This is a genomic window from Haladaptatus sp. CMAA 1909 (assembly GCF_043952005.1).
Taxonomy (GTDB): Archaea; Halobacteriota; Halobacteria; order Halobacteriales; family Haladaptataceae; genus Haladaptatus.
In genome coordinates, this window is the sequence record NZ_JBIOAV010000001.1 from 2,735,170 (window position 1) to 2,757,341 (window position 22,172).

The following is a 22,172-nucleotide window of genomic DNA, read 5'->3' on the forward strand; positions in this document are numbered from 1 at the left end:
GGAAAGGATTCGAACGCGAACGAGCGACCGTGGTGCGAGTTTCTGGCGGTAGGGCACATCAACCGGAGGAATCAGAATGAGTACAGGAATGAACGACGAACTGAACGAGGAAACGAGCGACGAAACGGGCAAACGGGCCAGCGAACTGTTCGGCGAGGAGTTGGCGATAGGCTACCCGAACTCGGGAATCATCGTCGAGTGTGACTCGATCGTCCTCCCGAAGGGCGAAATCACCGCGCTCGTCGGCCCGAACGGGAGCGGCAAATCGACGCTGCTCAGGGCGCTCTCGCGGGAACTCGACCCGGAGAACGGTGCCGTCCGACTCGACGGCGAGGACATCCAGGCGTTCGGAACGAAGGAGTTGGCACGAAAGTTGGGCCTCCTCTCGCAGGAGAACGAGTCGCCCGGCGGGTTGACCGTCGAGGAACTCGCGTACTACGGACGCTATCCGCACCGCGGATTCTTCGAGTCGAAGACGAGCGAGGACCACCAAGCCGTCGAAACGGCCCTCGAACGCGCCGGCGTCACTCACCTGCGGGACGAGGCGATGAACAGTCTCAGCGGCGGCCAGCGACAACTCGCGTGGATTGCGATGGTGCTGGCACAGGAAACCGACGTCCTCCTGCTCGACGAACCGACGACGTATCTCGATTTGCGCCACCAGTTGCGCGTCCTCGAAGTTGTCCAAACCCTCGCCCGCGAGGAGGATTTGACCATCGGCATCGTCCTCCACGACATCTCGCAAGCCGCGCGTTACGCCGACAACCTCGTCGCGTTGCGCGACGGCGAACCGTACGACTGGGGACCGCCGGACGAAGTCGTCACCGAGGAACTGCTCGCCGACGTGTTCGGCGTCGAGGCGACGGTCGGACTCGGCCCCGACGGGCCGATAGTGAACCCACAGCAGCCGCTCTGAATTCGTACGGGTGCGTTCACGGGAGTTAACCAAAGCAGGTCCCCCTCCGACGACCGATTGGCTGACGTACATTTTTAACAGAGGGAAGAGTATCGGTAGATAACAGGACGATACGAGTTCATGAACACAGTGAGGTATGCGGACCGACTCGCCGACCATCTCCTCGGCCGGTTAGCGATACTCGTCGTCGGAATCGCCGTCCTCGTCGGAGGGATGGTGCTCTATCCACCGTTCGGGACCGTGGTCTGGTGGGCGTTTCCGACCATGTTCGTTCTCTTCGGCGTCAAGGAACTGTACTTCCACGGAGCAGACAGTACCCTATCGGTCGTCGCCGGTTCCCTGTTCGTACTCGGCGGTATCAGTCGCGCGCTGTACCAACTCGTTCCGATGGACGAGTTCACCGGGACGGTGGCGAACCTCGTTCCGCTCTTCGGGGTGTTCGCGATGATGTACGCACAGCACTACCGGGAAAACGAGTGACTCTCCTCGACTTTCTTCGACTTCAGAGCGCCTGCCACGTCCGCGGCGAGTCGTTCAGGCGCTCACAGCCGTCCTCCGTGACGACGACCAAATCCTCGATACGGACGCCGAACTCGCCGGGGAGGTAGATTCCTGGTTCGACACTGAACACCATACCGGGTTCGAGTTCCAAGTCGTTGCCCTCGACGATGTACGGCCCTTCGTGGACGTCCAGGCCGACGCCGTGGCCCGTCCGGTGGATGAACTCCTCGCCGTAGCCGTAGGACTCGATGACCTCGCGGGCGGCGCGGTCCACCGACTCGGCGGTCGCTCCGGGTTCGACGGCCTCGACGCCCGATTCCTCGGCTTCGAGGACTGCCTGATGAACCTGCTCGTACTCGTCCGGTGGGTCCCCGGCGAACACGACGGTCCGGGTCTGGTCGCCGGGATAGTCGCCGACGTACGCGCCGAAATCGAGGACCACTGGGTCGCCGTACCCTATCTTCCGGTCGCCGTGGCCGTGGTGGGGTTTCGCGCCGTTCGGGCCGGACCCAACGATGGTACCGAAGGCGGGTTCGTCGCCGCCAGCGTCGGCCAGTCTGGACTCGATTTCGGCCGCGAGTTCGGTTTCGGTCATGCCGATGGCCTCCTCGCCGAGTTCCCGGACTTCGACGCTGGCGCGGTCCGCGACCGCTCCGGCCCTCCGCAGGGCCTCGATTTCCGTCCCGTCCTTTCGCATTCGGAGCGGTTCGAGCACCTCGCTCGCCAGCCCGAACGTCGCGTCGGGGAGCGCACGCCGGAGGTCCTGCGTGAACAGCGCCCACATCGTGTCGTCCACGAGGATGCGGCCGCCGCGGAGGTCGAACTCGTCGGCGACGTCGTTCACGAGGGAGAGCGGATCGTCGCCGTCGCTCCACGTTCGAACGTCCGGAACCCACGACTCCTCGGCTATCTGTTCCCCGTACATATCCGGGACGATGAAGACGGGGTCCCCCCGACTCGGGACGAACAGGAGGAGGTGGCGTTCGGCCGGATGTTCCTCGAATCCGGAGACGTAGAACAGGTTCGTACTCGGGAAGAGGACGAGCGCGTCGGCCTCGGCCGCCTGCAATCGCTGTTGACTTCTACGGGTTCGCTCCGCGAAAGCGTCGGGCATGGTTCGATTGTCGTCGCCGCTGTGGTAAAAGTTCACTCTTCGGTATCCTCGGCGGCGAACGTTCGATGGGTAATCGAGACTGAAAAAGCGGCAACGAAGGGCGGAGAGCGGGCAAGGTTACGCGTTCGAAAAGTGATTCATCGGAACGGCGACCGGTTCAGACCGCATCCGGTCCGCGTTTACCGGTTCGGACCTGACAGGCGTCGCTGACGGGCAGAACGAATATCTTCCCGTCACCGGGTTCGCCCGTCGAGGCGGCCTCCTGGATGGCCTCGACGACGTCTTCGGCCGGGGTGTCGGCGACGACGCACTCGATTTTGACCTTCTGGTGGAGGTCGACCACGTACTCCTCGCCGCGCCACTGACTCTTCGTCGCCGGCTGACTGCCCCGTCCGGAGACGTTCGTGACGGTCAGACTCGGCGCGTCAGCTTCGACCAACGCCCGCTTGACGTTCTCCAGTCGAGCGGGGCGGATGATGGCGACGACCATTTCGATTCCGGAATCGGCACTCATCTTTTCTCACCCCCGTCAGCGATGGCGGGGCCGTCCGCGGTCCCCGTCGGTGAGCCGCCGCCGGTCTCGTCGAACGATTCGACGAACTCGGGGTAGGCCACGATGCCGTGTTCGGAGCTGTCGAGTCCGGTGTGCTCTTCCTTTTCGTCGACACGCAGGCCGACGGTCACGTCGGCGAGCTTGAAGATGAGGTAGGACGTGACGAGCGTCCAAACGGTGATGACCAGGATACCGACGGTCTGCATGGTGAACTGTGCGAGCGAGAAGCCCGAGACGGCGAACACGGGAATGAGCCACGTACCGATGGCACCCGCGCTTCCGTGGACGCAGAAGACGCCACACACGTCGTCGACTTTGAGCGTGTCGACGACCCAGCGGTAGACGAGCGGAACCTGCACGCCCGCGATGACGCCGAGGGCGATGCCGCCGAACCACGTAACGTGGGGGACCGCGCCGGTGACGGCGACGAGGCCCGCGAGGAGGCCGTTGGCCGTGAACAGCGGGTCCGGTTTGCCTTCGAGGTACGTCGTCGTCAGCGCGGCGGCGGCCGCGCCCGCACCCATTCCGAGGGTCGTGTTGAGCGCGACGCGACCGAGCGTGGCACCCGCGAACTGGAGGGCACCGTTCTCCACGGAGAGAACGCTCGCCTGCGTCCCGACGTTGAAGCCGTACCAACCGAACGCGAGGATGAACGTTCCGAGCATGACGAGCGTCAGCGAGTGGCCGGGAATCGGCACGCTGTTGCCGTCCTTATCGAAGCGACCGCGACGTGGGCCGACCATGTACGCGCCCACGAGTCCGGCGATGCCGCCGAGCATGTGGACCACGGTCGCTCCCGCGAAATCCATGTATCCCACGCCTGCGGCGATGCCGAAGGTGGACCCGACCGCCTGTCCGAGGTAGCCGCCCGCGGAGAGCAGGCCGCCTCCCCACGCGAAGCCCTGAACGACGGGGTAGATGACCGCCGTCAGCGCGATGGAGTAGAACAGGTAGGCTTTGAAGTGTAGCCGTTCCGCGACCGCACCGCTGACGATGGTGGCGGCGGTCATGGCGAACACCGCACCGAACAGCCAGCCGACCCACGCGCTCGGGTCGTTGATGTAGGCGAACGCCTCCGCCATCGAGAACCCGCCGGACGAGGTGAGACCGGCGGCGACCGCCGCGATTCCCGAACCGACGAGGAAGTAGATGAGGACGCCGAGACACCAGTCCATCATGTTCTTCATCAGGACATTGGCGACGTTCTTCGCGCGAACCTGTCCGGCCTCCAGCATGGCGAAGCCCGGCTGCATGAAGAAGATGAGGAACGAGACGGTGAGCACCCACACGCTGTTGATGCCCGACGCGATGGTGTTCAAATCGACCATCAGTCACCACGCTCCTCGACCAGTTTTGAACAATCAATCATAACCGAATCGTTTACCTTTTCACCCGTTTCCGCTGCGTTTGTAATCCAACTCACGCTATAGACTCGTGATTCATAAGAATATAAACCTAAGCGTTTACAAATGTCTGATTATCTCAGTACTTATTGACGGACGGTCAGTTTACAATCAAATATATTCTGTTTAAGGTTGTAAAGTGTCCAGAGATGCGTTTTTGCAAACGCGATAACCGGTCGTTCGTCAACAAACGTAGATGGGAAATTCCAGACAGTAGTTGGAGGGGGGTGCGCGTCGATGCGCACAGTGATCATACTGTAGCGAGTCGATGATTAAACACCTAAAACACAATCCGAGAAGTATGCATCAACCCACGAGAAGCGTTTTATAGTGCCAGATTGTTTCGTTATCACGTGAATACAACCACAAACGTCCCAAAAAATGCGCAAAGTCCCCGATATTGTTTTCCGCGTTCACGTCAGTTCTCGGTGAGGGACGCGAACGTTCCGCACAACGGGGTGACAGGGACGTGACTTCGTCGTACCTCCCTCCGACCGAGCTGCTGACCGACGAGAAGAATCTGGAGGCGACACACCAACAGCTCACCCTGTTCATCGAGGAGTACGTGGAGCGCTCGGGAACGAGCGGCGTCGTGGTCGGGATGAGCGGCGGCGTGGATTCCACGTTGACGGCGGCGCTCGCGGTCGATGCCCTCGGTCCGGACCGCGTGTTCGGGTTGTTGCTTCCCTGCAACAAGACCGCCGAGGTGGGAAGCCACGACGCCCTGACCGTCGCCGAAGCGCTCGGCATCGACTACGAGGAAGTTCACCTCCAACCGCTCATCCGGTGTTTCGAGCGCCTTCTGGTCGGCGACGAGGGACGCGACGAACGGATTCGTGCGCTCGGCAACACCACCGCGCGACTGCGCATGGCCTGTCTCTACTACGCGGCGAACACGCGGTCGAAGCTGGTTCTCGGGACCGGAAACCGTTCGGAACGGCTCCTCGGCTACTTCACGAAGTACGGGGACGGCGGGTGTGACCTCCTTCCGTTGGCGAACCTCTACAAGACCGAGGTTCGGGCGCTCGCCCGTCACATGGGACTGCCGTGCCGAATCGTCGAAAAGCCCTCCACGGCGGGGCTGTGGGCCGAACAGACCGACGAGGGGGAGTTAGGTGCGACGTACGACTGCATCGACGCCGTATTACACTACGTGGTTGACCGTCGCTACCGCGCCGAAACCGTCGCCGAGGAACTCGACATCCCGATAGAGACGGTCTGGGGGGTCCTCAACAAACACCTAGAGACCCATCACAAACGGCGTCTTCCTGCCACGCCCGGCCGGGAATCCGTCGAGTGAGGAGGGACGGGGAGAGCAGTCACTCCCGTGGCTGGATGCTCGCCACGCTCGTCTCGCCCGTCGCCGGGTCAACGTGGACGTTGAACGTCTCCTCGTCCGCCGCCGCACGAACGATCCACGTGTTGGCCGCCCGATACGGGGTTTCCGTAACGGACACGTCGTCGCACCCCTCGTCGACGAGTGCGGCTTTGGCGATGTCGATCACCTCCTCCTCGGAGTCGATGGTCCGCAGGCCGGGAGAGCGAACGAGGAGGACGGGCACGACGGAGTGACGGGCGACGCGCTCCGCGACGCTTCCGAGGAGCACCCGACCCACGCCGGTTCGACCGTGTGTCCCCATCACGATGAGGTCGATGTCCCGTTCGTCGGCGTAGCCGAGGATACGGTCGGAGGGGCGTCCGTCCGTCACGTCACCGACGACATCGACGCCGTATTCGGTCGCCCGTTCGACGGCGTCGTCGGTGATGTGCTTTCCATCCGCTTCGAGTTCTGCCGCGTCCCCGACCAACTGTTGGCTGACGACGTGGAGGACGTACACCGTCGCGTCGTACTTGTCGGCGATGTCGATCGCGTGGCTCACCGCCCCCCGCGTTTCGCTCCCCCCGTCGACCGGAACCAGAATACGTTCGTACATCGATGAACGTAGGACGCGAGTCGGTAAAAGTCGGGGTGATTTCCGGTTCGAATCCGCGGATTCGAACCGGGTCCTCGATTCGAACTCGACCGACCCCGACGGCTATAGCGACGGCGACCGTACGGAGTATCGGGTGGGGACCCAACGAAACGATGGATGGGAACATAGCGCTGTTACGGAAGCGGGCGCGTCTCGCGTGGTGGGTGGTCGGCCTCGTCCTCGGAGTCGTCGTCCTGTTCGTGTTCCATTCGTTCGAGGGGACGTTCGTCCTCGGGCTGTTCATGTACTACGCGACGCGACCGATATACGACCGATTGGAACGCCGGTTGGGCCATCCGGGGTTGACCGCGGCCGCGGCGCTCGTAACCGTCGCGCTGCCCGTCGTGATTCTCGTCTCCTACGCGGTCGCCGTGAGCGCGGTCGAAGTCGCCACGATCGCGGGACAGTCGTTGAAGGGCTACGAGGGCGTTCTGCAACCCTACCTCGACCTGTCGTCGCTAACGGTCCATCCCCGGCGAATCCTCGAACTGGCCCAGCAGAGCCAAGGGGAGTTCATGCGACTCGGCGGCCCGGAACTCCTCAGAACCGCCGCGGACGTGCTAGCGGCGTTCGGTACGGGGCTCCTCCAGTTGTTCGTCGCGCTTGCGTTCGCCTTCTACCTGCTTCGGGACGACGACAAACTGGTTCGGTGGTTCGTCAGCGACATCGGTGGCGAACGAAGCACGGCGTACACCTACGTCGCCGCGGTGGACCGAAGTCTCCAGACCGTCTACTTCGGGAACATCCTCAACGCCTTCGTCGTCGGCCTCGCCGCCGCCGTGGTGTACAACCTCGCCAACGTCTTCGCGCCGCCGGGGCTCTCGGTTCCGCTTCCGACCCTCCTCGGGTTGCTGACTGGGGTCGCAAGCCTCGTTCCCATCGTCGGGACCAAACTCGTGTACGTGCCCATCGCGGCGTACCTCGTCGTCCGGTCGTTCGAAATCGGACCGAGGACGCTCTGGTTCCCCGCCGCGTTCGTCGCCCTGTTCATCGTCGTCATCGACCTCGTGGCCGAAGTCATCATCCGTCCGTACATCACGGGCCGCGAACTTCACGTCGGTCTGATGCTGTTCGCGTACATCTTCGGTCCGCTCCTGTTCGGGTGGTACGGCCTGTTTTTCGGCCCGCTGTTGCTCATCCTCCTCGTCCAGTTCAACCGCATCGTGCTCCCGGATTTGATGCAGGGAACTCCGATTCAGACACGGGAGGCCACGGACGCCATCGGAGGGGACGACTCGGAAAACGATGGCGAAGCGGTAGAACGAAACGCGACGGAAGAAGGGGATGAGTGGGATGAAGAAGGGGACGAACGAGCGGAGAAAGGCCGAAAGCGGTCGAAAACGAAACCGGAATCGGGAACGCAGACCGATGGGGAGTCAGAACCGTTCGAAGAGGAAACCAGCGACGGAGAATCGGACCGCGACGACGAGAACGACACGCCTCCACCCTGAGCCGTCGAGCGTTAGAATCAGCATTATGTAAAATAATAATAGTAAATATTATAATATTGAGTTTCATATATCAATAAAGAATGTCATTCGTGCGGAACCGGTATCGGGACGGTTACGCTCGGGATTTCGAGGGGACGTTACGGGAACTGAAGCGACACGGATGCGTCCTGTTGATAACCGGCGCGGTGGTCGAAGACGTCACGTTGCAGGCGACACGGCGTCTCGCTGGTGACCCACGGTGTGACCGAAAACGCGTCCTCGTCGCGACGCGACGGTCGGACATGGATATCGCCGATGGCCTCCCACCGGGCGTGGAACGGAACGGTCCCGACGTTCGCGTCATCCGACCCACCAATGTCGAATTGAACGACTCGCCGACTGACGTCGGGCAGACCGAACTGCAATACATCCGGACGGAACTCCTCAAAGCGGTCGGGTATTTCGACGACATCGCATCCGGACTGTCCCCCGCGGAACTCAGGGTCAGCATCGACTCGCTCGAAGGACTCCTCGAAACGAACGGCTACGGGACCGTGACGCGGTTTCTCCGGACGGTGATGGCACTCGTCCGAGGCGTCAGCGGAATCGGACACGTTCACCTGCCCGTCCCCGACGACTCGCGGACGGTCGCTCGGTTGTCGCCGCTGTTCGACGCGCGAATCGAACTCCGGCGTCGGGACCGGTTGGTCGCAGAACAGCGCTGGCACGTACCGATGGACGACAGGAGTACGGGGTGGGTCAAACTGTGATTTCTGGAATGGATTCAGTACTGTTCTTTCTCTAGATCCTCCAGATGGCGTTGGATTCGTGGAAATTTCGAAACCTCCACGAACGCGTACTCCGCGCCGCCGAAGAACGAATCCGGAACTTCCGAGTCGGAGAGGTGCAGTTCGGGGTCGGAATCGACGTGGTTTACCTTCTGAAAGGGGATGACGCGGGCGAGTCCTGGGTCAGCGTTAAGACAGACGACTGCGTTTTCTTGGACGAGTACCGCATCGTACTCCTGTGCCTCGTATTCGTCTACCGCGAAGACCGTCGGCATGGGTGGAATAACGCGGAGAACGCTATTAAAATGAACCCGACCGAACTCGACCGACGACTGCGCGAGCGATTCGACGCACCCGAGGGTGCCCGCAGAGTCGTTGTTCGAGAGGCCCGCGACCTATCGGATTCGGGGCAGTACCGAAAGCATTCGGGGATGGACCTCACCGTCGGAGCAATCGTCGGCCATCTAGAGGACGCACCGGACGACATGTCGCTTCCCGAACGCTGGAACTGGTGGGTCGGGTCGCTCGAAATCGCCTACGGCGGCTACACCGAATTTCTCATCATGCGGTGGCAAGGACGGGAGTAACGACTCACGACGGCAGTTGGCCCGTCACCATCAGATACGCGAGTCCGAACTGGAGCGCGTTGAACGCGCCGTGAATCAGCGACGAGACGACGAGGTTGCCGGTGTACTCGTAGGCCGCCCCGAGGACGGGCGAGAGGATGAACAGGATGGCGAGGTAGACGAACTTCCCCGCACCCTGCAACGAGAAGAAGTGAACGAACGCGAAGATGAGACTCGCCAGCGCGATGGCGGGCCACCGTCCGAACGACTCGCGGAGGCGTTCCTGCACGACACCGCGATACAGCAGTTCCTCGCCGGGGCCGATGAGGAGGAACGAGAGCGGAATCAGCAGGAGAAACACCCGCGGGTCCTGCTCGCCGATGTTGGCGAGTTCGTTCTGTGCCGACTGAATTCCGAACGTCGTGAGGACGATGGACACCACGATGAGGCCGCCGTAGAAGACGACGAACCCGCCGACGGTCCATCCGAGGTCCGAAAGCGTCGGGAACCGAATCCCGATGTACGAACGCCCGCGTCCGGTGTAGCGGAGGTACGCCAGCGCGAACACGCCGAAGGAGACCCCTTGGCCCATGACGATGGAGACGGCGACCAACAGCGTCGGACTGGAGAGCAAGTCGATTCCGCCGGCCGAAAACACCAGTGCCGTGAGGAGGACGACGATGACCGCGAAGGCGTACCCGCCGAACCCCAACCCGGCGGCGACGAACACCGCGCGGGAACGCGCGTTCCACAAGGTCGTCATTCGTTTGCCTCTCGAAAATCCGCGCCAGTCGCTCTCGTGATGACATGTCCCACCCCAATCCACTCCGTTTCGGGGTTCGACGCGGAGGGTACTGACTATTGTGTAGAAATACTGTCTCGTTTGGCGTGGCAAGAAAGGCACGACGGCGACGTGATGGACTGGCAACCGAAAAACGAATTTCGTCGATCGAAAAAGAAACGAAGGCGGTCGGTGGTTGAAGCGAATCGAACCCTGTATTTTCGCCGTTGGAAGCGATTGTAATCGGTAGGCACTGCCTACACGGGAGATTTCAAACCGGGGAGCGAGCGCGAATTCTACACGTGTTCGTCGAGGAAGGCGGCGATACGCTCGAACTCCTCGATGAGGTTTTCGCGCGAGGTGGTGTGATGCCCCTCGTCCTCGAATATACAGGTTTCGACGGGAACGCCGCGCTCGCGAACCTTCTCGGCGATCTGTTCCGCCTCGCCGACCGGGACGCGGGGGTCGTTCGCGCCGTGCTGGATGAACAGCGGGCAGGAAATGCGGTCCGCCCCGTGAATCGGGCTGATTCGTTCGAGCAACTCCGTATCGTCGAGGGACCCGTACTCCTGCTCACGGTGACTCCGCCGCCACTCGCCCGTGTTTTCGAGGAACGTCTCGAAGTCGGCGATGCCGACGAAATCCACCGCGGCGGCCCACAGGTCGGGGTACTCCGTAATCGCCGCGAGGACCATGAAGCCGCCGTAGGAACGACCGTAGGCGACGATTCGGTCCGAATCCACGGCGTCCCGCCCGTGAAGCCATTCGACCGCCGCCTCGATGTCGGCCACCGAATCCATCCGTTTGTCCGTGTCGTCCAATCGGGTGTAGGCCGTGCCGTACCCGCTCGACCCGCGGACGTTGGGTTCGAAAATCGCGTAGCCCTCCTGGAGAAAGTACTGCTTCATCGGGTAGAACCACGGTTGGCGCTGGTACTGCGGCCCGCCGTGGATGTCCACGATGACGGGCGTCTCGCCCGATTTCGCGTTCGGCGGGAGCGTCCAGTAGGCCGGAATCTCCCGCCCGTCGAACGACTCGTATCGCACGATTTCGGGGTCGAGGAACGTCTCCCGGGGGATACCGAGCGTGCCGAAGTCCGTCCACCGCTCGGCGGTTCCGGTTTTCGGATCGAAGACGAGAACGTTCTGCGGGTCGTCGCTGCGACTCATCGAGAGCGCACACTCGCCGTCGGGGCCGAAGCCTACACCGAAGACCACACCTGTTGGGAGGTTCGGTTCAGCAAACGGTTCGACGGCGTCGCCGTCCTCGGTCAATCGCCCCGCGTGAACCTCGGAGTAGCCATCGACGTTTCGCACCCATACCGTGCGGCCCGTTCCGCCGTGGAGCGAGAAATGGGAGACGTTCCACTCCCCCGCCTCCTCGACGACCGTGTGCGTGCCATCGTCGAGGTCGAGTCGGCAGACGTAGGTCGTGTCCGTGCCGTGGTTCGTCACGCAGTAGAGTTCGCCGTTCGGTCCGAACGCCACGTCGTGATATCGGGCGTCCGCGTCGTCCGTGATTTTCCGGTGGTCGCCCGTCTCGGGGTCGAGGAGGAACAGGTTCTGGTCGAAACTGGCGTTCGCCCGCGAGAAGACGATTCCGGGTTCGCCCCACGCTTCGATGCTCAGGAACCCTCCCGGTCCCTCGTGAACGAGCGTCGCCTCCGTCCCGTCCCGACCCTGCACGTACACGTCGAAGGTCCCGCTGTCCCGGCGGTTAGCGACGAACGCGATTTCGTCGCCGTCGGGACGCCACGCACCCCATCCGTGGATGGCTTCGGGGGTCGCCGTGAGCGCCGTTTCGATTCCCGTATCGAGGTCGTAGCGATACAGTTGGTCATGTTCATCGCTGCCCGTGTCCATGCCGAAGACGACCTCCGAGCGGGTCGGGGAGGCGGAGACGAACGAGACGCGTTCGTCGTGGGCGGTCAGACGGGACGGAAACGATCCCGGTTCGTCGAGCGACCAGACCTGCGGCGTCCCCGTCGTGTCGGCGAGGTAGACGAGCGTCCCGTCGACGGTCATGGTCGGCGAACTGGCCGAATCGATACCGAGATAACGCGTGAGTGGATGGCGAGCGTCCGACATACCACAGTCTGTGAAGGGTGACGGCAAAAGAATTCGGCTCGGGTGCCTTCGTGACCGGTTTTTCGGAAAGACCTATCCTGATGCGTGACTTTCATGTATGGCAAGGGTTCGGGTGGGGTCGTCCAGCCTACGCCAGCAACCACCTCCGACAGATGTCCTCTGACCTCCTCCTCGTGTCGGCGTCGATAATCGCGCTCGGAGCCGTGTCGAAGCTTCTCGCCGACAAGTACGGGATTCCGAACGTGGTGTTCCTGTTGGGTTTCGGCATCCTGTTCGGCCCGGAGGGGGTCGGTCTCATCGACCCAGCGCTGTTCGACGACTCGCTTTCGGCCCTCGTCGGACTGGCGGTCGCGATCATCATCTTCGAGGGGGCGTTCACGCTCTCCGCGTCGGAGATGCGTGAGACGCCGAAATCGACGCTTCGGCTCGTGACGGTCGGTGCGGGCCTGACGTTCCTCGCCCTCGGGGGACTCGTTCACTTCTTTCTCTCGATCCAGTGGAACCTCTCGTTTCTCATCGCGGCGCTCCTGGTGGCGACGGGACCGACGGTCATCACGCCGGTATTGGAGCAAATAGAGGTGCGAGAGGGCGTAAAGAGCCTCTTGGAGGCGGAGGGCGTCATCAACGACGTGACCGCATCCGTGCTTGGAACGGTCATCTTCAGCGTCGCGGTGTTGGGCATCGACCCCTTCGGGAGGGGTGTCAGAATCGACGTCGCCCTCGACTTCGTGGAGAGAATCGGTACCGGCGTCCTCATCGGAATCATAACGGCGCTGGTCGCCGGATACGTCCTCCGATACCTGAGCCGCTCGCCGCAGAACTCCCGGATCACGGTGATCGGTACGGCGCTGATTTCGTTCGCCATCGCGGACGCGTTCGCCGCCGAGGCGGGCGTCGTGACCGTGGCGGTCGCCGGACTCATTTTGGGGAGTATCGATATCCCCTTCGACGATGAAATCGCGGGGTTCAGCGGCGACATCACGTCGATAGTGCTGAGCGTGGTGTACATAATCCTCGCCTCGTTGCTGGACTTACACCACCTCCTCACGCTGGGGTTGGGCGGCCTCGCCATCGTCATCCTGACGATGCTCGTCGTTCGCCCGCTCTCGGTCTTCCTCTCGACGACGGGGACGCAGTTCACGCGAAACGAACGCATGTTCGTCGCCGCCGTCGGCCCGCGCGGAATCATCCCGGCCTCCACCGCGACGCTGTTTTCCCTCCAACTCGCCAACGCGGGAGTCCCGAACGCGACGAGCGTCGTCCACGTGGTGTTCCTCGTCATCCTCGTGACCGTCATCGTGGAGGCTGGCGGGGCACCGTTGGCGGCGAAAGCACTCGATATCATACCCATGACCGTACTCATTATCGGCGGCAGTCGGACCGGACGGCTGCTGGCGGACAGACTCGAAGAGCGCGGCGAAAATCCCGTCATCGTCGAACGCGACGATGCGGTCATCACCGAACTCCGGCGGGCGGGGTATTCGGTCGTGGGCGGCAACGGAACGAACGCCGCCGTCCTCGAAGAGGCGGGGGCGGAGCGGGCGAAGATGGTCGTCGCGGCGACGAGCGACGACGACCAGAACATACTCGCCTGCCAGACGGCGCGGACGAAATTCGGGATTCAACGGCTCATCGCACAGGTGAACAAACCCGAGAACGCGGAGGCGTTCGAGGACCTCGGCGTGCAGCCGGTGACGCCGGTGACGGCGACGGTGGACACGATGGACGATTTGATACTCCGACCGAACTTCTCCGACTGGCTGTCGTCGGTCGGCGACGAGAACGATATCGCCGAAGTGGTCGTCGAATCGACGTCGGCCGCCGGACGGCAGATACGGGACGTCGAACTGCACGACGACGCCGTCATCGCGCTCATCCGGCAGGACGGCGAGTTCGTCATCCCGAAACCGACGCTCGTCCTTCAGCAGGGGGATTTGGTGACGCTCATCGGGGATCGAAAGGCAGTCGAACGGAGCGTTTCGATGTTGGAGTAGCCGAATTCGACGTCGGTTCACCGCACCCCGTATTTATACCGTCGCCACGCATTGCTGGCACCAACGACACGAACGATGGACGAATCAGCGCACCCACCGCCGGTCGAGGAACTCGTGAAACTGCTCGATGAGGGGGCATACGACGACGCAATCGCGTGTCTGGAACGGTTCGAGACGGCACCGACGGAGGAGCGAAAAGCCGCCCTCGAAGCTCTCCGACGTCTCGAAGCGGATGGACCGACCGTGGGACCGCTTTTGCCATCCCTGACGCCGTTTTTCACCGACGGGGAGCGTTCGGTCCGATTGAAGACGGCGAAGCTGTTCGTCGCCGTTTCCGAACGCGACCCAGACGCCGTGGTTTCGATACTTCCCGTGCTGACCGACCGTCTCGCCGACCCGGACGAGTTCTACTTCGTTCGCGCTCGGGCGGCCGAAGCGTTGGGGAACGTCGCGCTCGAACACGCGGACGAAGTCGCCTCACCCGCCGTCGTCGCCGAGTTACAGATAGGGCTGTCGTTCGACGAACCGGAAGTGAAGGAGAAGTTGGCGAAGGCGCTCGCGGACATCGCGCTGGGCGACCCGGATCGCCTCGATCATCGCGTGCCGAACCTCGCGGAGCATCTCGGCGACGACGACGAACTCGTCCGCTACTATCTCTGTACGGCGCTCGCGGCCGTCGGGTGTGCGGCACCGGAGGCGCTCGCCGAGGAAGCCGACGCGCTCGCGGCGCGGTTGGACGACGAAAACGACTACGTCAGAGGACGGGCCGCCGAGGCGGTCGGTCTGCTCGCCTGTGCCGATGGCGGCGATTCGTTGCCCCCGGAGACCGCGTCTCGGTTGCGCGAGGGATACGAAGACGGGACGACGTTCGTCCGCGGCAGGGCGCAGTTTGCGCTCGATGCGATGGATGGACGCGAACGACCATCCGAGGGGAGTATCGAGGTGGGAGCGCTCGACGGACTCCGTGCGACGACGGACGAGGCGGTCGAAGAGATAACGTCGCCGGACGGGGACGGCGTGTGCCCGAGTTGCGGCCTTTCGCTTCCGGATTTCGGGCCGCCGATGTGTCCTCGCTGCGGGTCGCCGTATTAAATACGCAGGTGTTTAGGTAGACCTAAAAATTCGAAACCGTTTTATGACTTTAGGCGAGCCTAAAAGGTATGTCGAGAGAGTTCACGACAGATTCGGGACGGACGCGGAGGGAGTACGTCAAATACGGCGGTGTGATACTCGGCGGGAGTCTGCTCGCCGGTTGTGCGGGAGATTCTGAGTCGAAAACGACATCGACGACGGACGCGACGGACGCGACGAGTTCGTCCGACGGGACCTCGAAGGCCGAGGACGAGTCCTACTCGGTTTCGATGGCACCGTCCGGGAAAGTCACGTTCGAGTCGGTTCCCGGGAAGTGGGTCGCCTACGGCGGCGGCTACGCCGACATGGGCGTCGCGCTCGGCAAAGCCGACGGAATGACGGGAATCGGCGGCGCTGCGCGATACTACACGGAGTTCTACGACGAGTTGCCCGGCGTGAGCGTGGACCGAAAAAAGCTCGAAAACAACGATATCGGCGAGGCCGGGATGGGAAAAGAGCTGTTCTACGAACTCGACAGCGACGTCCACGTCATGGACCCGAAGATGCTCGTCAACTGGTTCGACTGGAGCGAGAAGGACGTCGAGGAGATAACGAAGAACGTCGGCCCGTTCGTGGGGAACCTCATCTTCCGCCGCGAGGACGAGTGGCACGACTACCGGTACTACACCCTCTACGAGGCGTTCGAGAAGATAGCACAGCTTTTCCAGGAGCGGGAACGGTACGAGGCGTTCGAAACGTTGCACGACGAGTTCATCGCCGAGATACAGAGCGAACTCCCCTCGGCAGACGAGCGCCCGAACATGTTGCTCGTGTACGAGGGGAGCAACGAACCGGTAAAGTTCTCGCCGTATCGACTCAACGACAAGGGGACCAGCAAGAAGCAGTGGCGCGACCTCGGTGTCAGCGACGCGCTCGCGAGCAGCGGCATCGACGGCATCAGCACCACCGACCGCGGCCGAATCGACTACGAGACGATGCTCGAAATCGACCCCGACGTGATCATGCTGCGCGCACACGAGCGCCAGTCCGCGACGGAGTTCCGGAACACCGTCCTCGAGTTCATGCGAAACCACCCGGTTGCGAGCGAACTGACGGCCGTTCAGAACGGACGCGTCTACCGCGGCGGCTACCTCTATCAGGGACCAATTCACAACCTCTTCCTGACCGAACGCGCGGCGAAACAGCTGTATCCCGACACGTTCGGCGACGTAACTGGCGACGACGAACTGTTTGACCGCCAGCGGGTCGCGGACATCGTCAACGGGGATTTCTGATGGCAGGGGACAACGACACTACTCGACTCGGAAGGCCGACGCGCCGCAAGTACGTCAAATACGGCGGCGCGGTCATCGGCGGCGGCCTGTTAGCTGGTTGTGCGAGCGATTCCGGGATGAACGCCGAGGGAACGGTGACGACGAGCGAAACCGGGACCGAAACGGACGACGGAACGGGGACCACGAACGACGACAAAACGACGACCGAAGCCGACGGGTCCTACACGGTGACGATGTCGCCGATGGGAACCGTCGAATTCGAAGGCGTCCCCGAGAGCGCCATGACGTACAGTCAACTGTACACCGACGCCGCCGTCGCCTTGGGTCACGGCAGTGCGGTCAACTCCCTCGGCTTCTCGTGGTACGGCGACATCCTCGACTTCTTCTACGAGTCGCTCGATGGCGTCTCGTTCGACTCGTCGTCGCTGCCGCAGGTGTACAGTAACGGCCTCGACAAGGAGATATTCTACGAACTGGACTCGGACGTTCACTTCATGGACCCGACGTGGCCGCTGAGTTCCGCGTTCGGGTGGAAAGGGTCCGACGTCGAGGAGATCGCGGAGAACGTCGGGCCGTGGTTCGGCAACTCCTACAGTCGGCTTCACTCCGACCCGCCATCGGCGTACGACGGCGAGTACGAGTACTACTCCCTGTGGGAAATCGTCGAAAAAGTCGCGGCGGTGTTCCGGGAGCGAGAACGGTACGAGGCGCTCGCGGACCTCCACGCGACCCTCCTGAACGACGTCGAATCGGCGCTCCCCGCGAAATCGGAGCGTCCGAGCGTCGCGCTCACGATGTACTACGAGGGACGGTTTCGGGTGTACTTCCTCAACGACCCGGGATACGCCCGGTCATTCACGCGGCCGTTCGGCGCGGCGGACGCGTTCGCGGACGCGGACGGTATCAAGGAGAATTCGGGATGGGTGGATATGGAAGGAATGCTGGAACTGAACCCGGACGTCATCCTCCAGTTCTGGGGAATCACGCCGGACACGAACATGGCTGACCTTCGAGCCGAACTCGAAGGAAACGCCGTCGGGCAGCGGCTTGCGGCGGTCGCGAACGGTCGCGTCTACGCCTCGGGCGTCGGCGGACAAGGACCGATCATGAACCTCTTCCAGTTGGAGATGACCGCAAAACAGCTCTACCCCGAGCAGTTCGGCGAATGGCCCGGCTACACCGACGGCGAACCGTATCCCGAGATCCCCGAAGAGGAACAGTTATTCGACCATCAGCGCGTTGCGGACATCGTCAACGGGGAGTTCTAACATGACGAACGAAAACACGAACCGAGCGGCACCGACGCGGAGAACGTACCTCAAATACGGCGGCGCGGTCGTCGGCGGCGGTCTGTTAGCCGGCTGTGCGAGCGATTCGGATTCGGAAGGAAAGGGAACGGAGACGACGAACGCGGACGCCACCCAGACGACGTCCTCGGACGCGACGACCGAATCGGACGGAGGAGAGTCCGGACCGTACTCGGTGACGATGTCGCCGATGGGCACCGTCGAGTTCGAGAGCGTCCCGGCGAACGTGATGGTGTACAGCCTGCTGTACGCCGACATGGCGGTCGCCTACGGGCACGGCGACGCGGTGAACTCGCTGGGATTCGATTCGGATGCGGGCGGAAACACGCTGGACGCGTACTACAAGCGACTGGACGGCGTCTCCTTCGGTCGGGAGGGACTGACCCAACTCAACACCGGTTCCGGCGGCGTCAACATCGACAAGGAACTGTTCTACGAGTTGGATTCGGACCTCCACATGGTCGACCCCGCGCTCGTACTGTCGTTCGACGGGTGGAAGAAATCCGATATCGACGAAATCGAGGAGAAGATAGCGCCGTGGTTCGGCAACACGTACAGCCGTCAGCACAGCCAACCGCCGAAGGCGTATCGGGACAACTACGAGTACTACACACTCTGGGAGATCGCGGAGAAGGTGGCCGCCGTGTTCCGGGAACGGGAGCGCTACGAGGCGCTCGCGTCGGTTCACGACGACCTCCTCGAACGGATAGAGTCGAACCTCCCGCCGAAGAACGAACGCCCGACCGTCGGGTCCGTCATCTTCATGGAGGGGACGTTCTATCCCTCGAAGATCAACACGGAAGGGTTCGCCAACGCCCACGTTCGCCCCCTCGGAGCGACCGACGCGTTCGCGGAGGGCGAGGTGACGTACCAGACGGCGTACGACTTCGAGACGATGCTGAAAGTCGACCCCGACGTCATCCTTCACACGTTCGGGGTCGCCTCGTACTACGACGTCGCGCAAATCCGGAAGACGCTCGCCGACCACCCCGTCGGAAGCAAGTTGACCGCCGTGAAGAACGACGCCGTCTACCCGTCCGGAAACCCGGTCCAAGGGCCGCTGATGAACCTCTTCCAGTTGGAGATGACCGCGAAACAGCTCTATCCCGAGCAGTTCGGCGAGTGGCCCGAGTACGAGAACGGCGACCCGTACCCGGAGATTCCCGAAGACGAACGGTTGTTCGACCGCCAGCGCGTCGCGGACATCGTCACAGGAACGAACTGAGGAACCGAACGGGTTCTCTCCGGAGATTACACCGGGGAAACCACTCCCTTCCCGGCGGTAGGCGGCGTTTATCACGCGTATCGCGCCGCATAACAAAGTGAGAAACGGTCGCCTGACTAGCCGAGGAAGCCCATGGTTCGAGTTCACGATTCCGTTCGAGCGAGCGAGGTTGAGTCCGACCGACACGCGACCCGCGGAGGTATCTGAGATGTCGGTCGAAGACGACGGCGTGTCGTCGGATGCACCGACGTCCGACGACGAGTGTGAAATGCTGTTCTGTGACGACGGGTGGGTAGAGATTCGAAACCCGGAGGATACGGACAATCAGTGGTTGATGGCGAACATGTGTGCGGAAGTCCGCCAGTAATCCCCTCGATGCGATATTCTACGGGATGAGCGTGTAGATGTCCCGGAAAGTTAGGTTTCTCAACGATGTTTTTTACAATCTGAGGTGAGATCCACATCGACGCGAGGAACGTGTGTTCTGATGCGAGGGTCGCGGACAGATTCGGCGTCTCAGACGCTGTTTCATCGAAAAAGTTCGGTCAATAACCGAGTCATCGGGTTTACCCTGTTAGCCGCAACCGTAGAAAGTATCGTTCCCGTACTAGCCGGTATGAACATCGCAGGGAGCCTGACCGACGCGGCCACGTTCTTCGGCGAGATGACGTGGAAGACGTGGTGGGCGCTGGTCCTCGGGTTCACGATTTCGGGGGCGGTACAGGCGTTCGTGAGCGAGGAGCGGATGACGAACCTGCTGGGCGGGCGGGGACTACGCGAAATCGGCATCGGGAGTTTCTTCGGCTTCCTCTCGTCCAGTTGCTCGTTCGGGGCCGTGGCGACGACGAAGTCGCTGTTCGAGAAGGGCGCGTCGCCGGAGGCCTCGTTCGCCGGGTTCCAGTTCGCCAGCACGAACCTCGTCATCGAAATCGGCCTCGTAATGTGGATTCTGCTGAGCTGGCAGTTCGTCGCCGCCGACGTGTTCGGGGGTATCCTGATGATCCTGTTGCTCGCCGCGATCACGAAGTACGTCGTCCCCGACTCGTGGTTCGAGGCCGCCCGCGACCACGTCCGGGCGGGCGACGAGGAGAGCGGGACGGTCCGCGACCCGGTGTGCGGCATGGAAGTCGACCCGAACGACGACGGGACGCTCAGCGTGGAAACCGACGGGGGAACGGAATATTTCTGCTCGCAGTCCTGCAAGGAGACGTTCGTCAACCAACAGGAGGACGCGACGTGGACGGACAAACTCCTGACGGTGTCGGGGTGGAAAAACGCCTTCCGCAACGCCATCGGCGAGTGGGAGATGCTGTGGGACGACCTCGTCGTCGGGTTCATCGTCGCATCGCTCCTCGCGGCGTTCGTCCCGAAATCGTGGTGGGCACAACTGTTCACGCTCGTCCCGGAGGGAACCGTCGGATGGGTCGTCCTCGGGTCGGCCATCGGCGTGATGGTCGGCGTCATCACGTTCGTCTGCTCGGTTGCGAACGTCCCCTTCGCGCTCGTGCTGTGGAACGCGGGCATCCCCTTTGGCGGCGTCATGTCGTTCATCTACGCCGACCTCATCGTCCCGCACATCGTGGACATGTACCGGAGATACTACGGCAAGCGGTTGGCCGCGGTGCTGTTCGTCTCCATCTTCGCCGTGGCGACGTTCGCGGGCATCATCACCCACTACGCGTGGCTCGCTGGGGGACTGATTCCGAAACACGACGCGACGGGCGGGTCGGTACCCCACACTTACACCACGATACTCGACGTGATATTCACCGTCGTCTTCGCCGCGCAGGTGTACGTCACCTACTTCGAATCGAGCGGCGAGGGGGAAGAGGCCGCCGCTCACGCGGACTGACGTCCGTTTTCAACGAGCCACGAACGTTCGAAGTTTGCGACCGACGCGCTTCAGAAGCCACGCGTAGTCCGAAACCGGTGAGGAGTCGCAGTTCGGACCCTCCTCTAGCTCGCAGGTCTTCTCGGAATCGTTCATATGCATAGTACGGTCCGAAGCGCTTTGTATTGTGCGGTAGATTCAATACAGAGAGAGAGGATAGTGCGAAACAAAGCTGGAGTAGCTGGAAGCGGGGAGAAATCGACCACCCACGATTGCACGGAATAACCTCAACTACTATCAGCCTCCGCTCCGTAGGGAACGGCGATGACCTACTACGACAAACGGCGCGTGGACGGCGACTTCGATACTGTCGTGGAGCGAACGACCGAGGCGCTCGCCGACGAGGGGTTCGGAATCCTCTCGGACATCGACGTGAGCGAGGCGTTCGCCAAAAAACTCGACATCGAGGACTACCCGAACTACCGAATCCTCGGTGCCTGCAACCCGCCGCTCGCGAAGCAGGGCCTCGACGCCGAAACTGACCTCGGCGTCCTCCTGCCCTGCAACGTCGTCGTCTACGAAACCGACGACGGCGTGCTGGTCAGCATGGTGGACCCGGAAACGATGCTTTCGGTCGTGGACAACGACGAACTGGACGACATTGCGGACGACGTGAAAAGTCGGTTCGACCGGGTGTTGGCGTCGCTCGCCGAGTAATCACGGCAACGATTCCGCGAAGTCCGACGTGAACCCCTCGACTTCGTTCCAGTCGGTGTACTCGTAATCGCGGGCAGTGTCCGTATCGCCGCTCGTCCGCTTCGCTATCTGCTTCATCACGAACCGCTTGAGCGTCCCGTACTGGCTGTATTTGAGCGCGCCGGGAACGACCGCCGTCGCGTCCGGGTTCCACCCGGTTTCGGCGAGGAACTCGGCGACGTACTCGCGGGCACCCTCCCATCCCTCCTCGGAATCGTCGGCGGCGGCGAGGCTCACCGAGAAGAAGGCCGACGGAAGCCGGTTCAACTCGTCGGCGTGTTTTTTGACGTACTTCCGCACGTACTTCTGGTGTTTGCCCATGTGAATCGACGCGCCGACGATGACGGCGTCGTAGTCCGTCAAATCGAACGGCTCCGGTCGATGTTTGATGTGAACGACGGCGGGTTCGTGGCCCGCCGTTTCGAGCACGTCGGCGATCCGTTCGGCCACCGTCGCGGCCTGCCCTTCGGTCGAACCGTAGAGCACGAGTACCTGCGCCATCAGTCTCCGCCCCCGTTCGAACGCGTGCGTTCGTGGCTCGATATGGATTGCACTGTCCATCCCCCGGAATCCGTTCGACG

Annotated in this window: 23 protein-coding genes; 14 read left to right on the top strand and 9 right to left on the bottom strand. The window is 62.4% G+C overall.

Annotated elements, in window-relative coordinates; all coding sequences use genetic code 11:
• Positions 1-76: 76 nt before the first annotated feature.
• Both ACGYLY_RS14880 and ACGYLY_RS14885 read left to right on the top strand, forming a co-directional pair.
• Positions 77-916 (top strand): ABC transporter ATP-binding protein, encoded by an 840-nt coding sequence (locus tag ACGYLY_RS14880; RefSeq protein WP_395291184.1) that lies wholly within the window; start codon positions 77-79, stop codon positions 914-916.
• A 120-nt stretch (positions 917-1,036) separates the two neighbouring features.
• Complete coding sequence (locus tag ACGYLY_RS14885) at positions 1,037-1,396, top strand: hypothetical protein (protein WP_395291185.1); 360 nt, start codon at positions 1,037-1,039, stop codon at positions 1,394-1,396.
• Positions 1,397-1,418: 22 nt separating this feature from the next.
• On the opposite strand, the gene ACGYLY_RS14890 is transcribed toward ACGYLY_RS14885, so the two are convergent.
• The 3 genes from ACGYLY_RS14890 to ACGYLY_RS14900 all read right to left on the bottom strand — a co-directional run bounded on the left by ACGYLY_RS14890 (position 1,419) and on the right by ACGYLY_RS14900 (position 4,412).
• A complete protein-coding gene (locus ACGYLY_RS14890; RefSeq protein WP_395291186.1) occupies positions 1,419-2,531 on the bottom strand; it encodes a M24 family metallopeptidase in 1,113 nt (370 codons plus the stop codon).
• Positions 2,532-2,688: 157 nt separating this feature from the next.
• Positions 2,689-3,045: a P-II family nitrogen regulator gene (locus ACGYLY_RS14895; protein ID WP_395291187.1), complete on the bottom strand. Its 357-nt coding sequence runs from the start codon at positions 3,043-3,045 to the stop codon at positions 2,689-2,691.
• On the bottom strand, positions 3,042-4,412 hold the full coding sequence (locus ACGYLY_RS14900; RefSeq protein ID WP_395291188.1) for an ammonium transporter: 1,371 nt from the start codon (positions 4,410-4,412) through the stop codon (positions 3,042-3,044). Before ACGYLY_RS14900 ends, ACGYLY_RS14895 begins: the two co-directional genes overlap by 4 nt.
• A 544-nt stretch (positions 4,413-4,956) precedes the next feature.
• On the opposite strand from ACGYLY_RS14900, the gene ACGYLY_RS14905 reads away from it, so the two are divergent.
• Positions 4,957-5,787 carry an NAD+ synthase gene (locus ACGYLY_RS14905; protein WP_395291189.1) on the top strand — a complete coding sequence of 277 codons (831 nt, stop codon included), beginning with the start codon at positions 4,957-4,959 and terminating at the stop codon, positions 5,785-5,787.
• A gap of 19 nt (positions 5,788-5,806) precedes the next feature.
• On the opposite strand, the gene ACGYLY_RS14910 is transcribed toward ACGYLY_RS14905, so the two are convergent.
• Positions 5,807-6,421 carry a universal stress protein gene (locus ACGYLY_RS14910; protein WP_395291190.1) on the bottom strand — a complete coding sequence of 205 codons (615 nt, stop codon included), beginning with the start codon at positions 6,419-6,421 and terminating at the stop codon, positions 5,807-5,809.
• 152 nt (positions 6,422-6,573) lie between these two features.
• On the opposite strand from ACGYLY_RS14910, the gene ACGYLY_RS14915 reads away from it, so the two are divergent.
• Positions 6,574-7,911: an AI-2E family transporter gene (locus ACGYLY_RS14915; RefSeq protein WP_395291191.1), complete on the top strand. Its 1,338-nt coding sequence runs from the start codon at positions 6,574-6,576 to the stop codon at positions 7,909-7,911.
• A gap of 80 nt (positions 7,912-7,991) precedes the next feature.
• A complete protein-coding gene (locus ACGYLY_RS14920; protein ID WP_395291192.1) occupies positions 7,992-8,660 on the top strand; it encodes a hypothetical protein in 669 nt (222 codons plus the stop codon).
• A 14-nt stretch (positions 8,661-8,674) separates the two neighbouring features.
• Here the strand turns inward: ACGYLY_RS14920 and ACGYLY_RS14925 are convergent, their stop codons facing one another.
• Entirely contained in the window at positions 8,675-8,953 is a 279-nt protein-coding gene (locus ACGYLY_RS14925) for a hypothetical protein (RefSeq protein WP_231187131.1), read from the bottom strand.
• Between the two features lie 30 nt (positions 8,954-8,983).
• On the opposite strand from ACGYLY_RS14925, the gene ACGYLY_RS14930 reads away from it, so the two are divergent.
• Positions 8,984-9,265 (top strand): hypothetical protein, encoded by a 282-nt coding sequence (locus ACGYLY_RS14930; RefSeq protein WP_395291193.1) that lies wholly within the window; start codon positions 8,984-8,986, stop codon positions 9,263-9,265.
• A gap of 4 nt (positions 9,266-9,269) precedes the next feature.
• On the opposite strand, the gene ACGYLY_RS14935 is transcribed toward ACGYLY_RS14930, so the two are convergent.
• Both ACGYLY_RS14935 and ACGYLY_RS14940 read right to left on the bottom strand, forming a co-directional pair.
• Positions 9,270-10,007: a lysostaphin resistance A-like protein gene (locus tag ACGYLY_RS14935; protein ID WP_395291194.1), complete on the bottom strand. Its 738-nt coding sequence runs from the start codon at positions 10,005-10,007 to the stop codon at positions 9,270-9,272.
• 314 nt (positions 10,008-10,321) lie between these two features.
• A complete protein-coding gene (locus tag ACGYLY_RS14940; RefSeq protein ID WP_395291195.1) occupies positions 10,322-12,112 on the bottom strand; it encodes an alpha/beta fold hydrolase in 1,791 nt (596 codons plus the stop codon).
• A gap of 80 nt (positions 12,113-12,192) precedes the next feature.
• On the opposite strand from ACGYLY_RS14940, the gene ACGYLY_RS14945 reads away from it, so the two are divergent.
• From ACGYLY_RS14945 to ACGYLY_RS14975, 7 genes are all read left to right on the top strand, one after another.
• Positions 12,193-14,106, top strand: coding sequence for a cation:proton antiporter (locus ACGYLY_RS14945; protein ID WP_395291196.1), 1,914 nt, complete (start codon positions 12,193-12,195; stop codon positions 14,104-14,106).
• Positions 14,107-14,181: 75 nt separating this feature from the next.
• The gene (locus ACGYLY_RS14950) at positions 14,182-15,198 is read left to right on the top strand and encodes a HEAT repeat domain-containing protein (RefSeq protein WP_395291197.1); all 1,017 of its coding nucleotides are present in this window, start codon (positions 14,182-14,184) and stop codon (positions 15,196-15,198) included.
• A 68-nt stretch (positions 15,199-15,266) separates the two neighbouring features.
• Positions 15,267-16,472 carry an ABC transporter substrate-binding protein gene (locus tag ACGYLY_RS14955; RefSeq protein ID WP_395291198.1) on the top strand — a complete coding sequence of 402 codons (1,206 nt, stop codon included), beginning with the start codon at positions 15,267-15,269 and terminating at the stop codon, positions 16,470-16,472.
• Entirely contained in the window at positions 16,472-17,740 is a 1,269-nt protein-coding gene (locus ACGYLY_RS14960) for an ABC transporter substrate-binding protein (protein ID WP_395291199.1), read from the top strand. Before ACGYLY_RS14955 ends, ACGYLY_RS14960 begins: the two co-directional genes overlap by 1 nt.
• Position 17,741: 1 nt before the next feature.
• Positions 17,742-19,004, top strand: a complete 1,263-nt coding sequence (locus ACGYLY_RS14965) for an ABC transporter substrate-binding protein (protein ID WP_395291200.1) — start codon at positions 17,742-17,744, stop codon at positions 19,002-19,004.
• 208 nt (positions 19,005-19,212) lie between these two features.
• Positions 19,213-19,371 carry a hypothetical protein gene (locus ACGYLY_RS14970; protein ID WP_395291201.1) on the top strand — a complete coding sequence of 53 codons (159 nt, stop codon included), beginning with the start codon at positions 19,213-19,215 and terminating at the stop codon, positions 19,369-19,371.
• Positions 19,372-19,620: 249 nt separating this feature from the next.
• Entirely contained in the window at positions 19,621-20,856 is a 1,236-nt protein-coding gene (locus ACGYLY_RS14975) for a permease (RefSeq protein WP_395291202.1), read from the top strand.
• A 9-nt stretch (positions 20,857-20,865) separates the two neighbouring features.
• Here the strand turns inward: ACGYLY_RS14975 and ACGYLY_RS14980 are convergent, their stop codons facing one another.
• The gene (locus ACGYLY_RS14980) at positions 20,866-20,991 is read right to left on the bottom strand and encodes a hypothetical protein (RefSeq protein ID WP_395291203.1); all 126 of its coding nucleotides are present in this window, start codon (positions 20,989-20,991) and stop codon (positions 20,866-20,868) included.
• A 168-nt stretch (positions 20,992-21,159) separates the two neighbouring features.
• Between ACGYLY_RS14980 and ACGYLY_RS14985 the strand changes: the two genes are divergently transcribed.
• Entirely contained in the window at positions 21,160-21,552 is a 393-nt protein-coding gene (locus ACGYLY_RS14985; protein WP_395291204.1) for a DUF302 domain-containing protein, read from the top strand.
• On the opposite strand, the gene hemG is transcribed toward ACGYLY_RS14985, so the two are convergent.
• The gene (gene hemG / locus ACGYLY_RS14990) at positions 21,553-22,092 is read right to left on the bottom strand and encodes a menaquinone-dependent protoporphyrinogen IX dehydrogenase (protein WP_395291205.1); all 540 of its coding nucleotides are present in this window, start codon (positions 22,090-22,092) and stop codon (positions 21,553-21,555) included.
• Between the last annotated feature and the right edge of the window lie 80 nt (positions 22,093-22,172).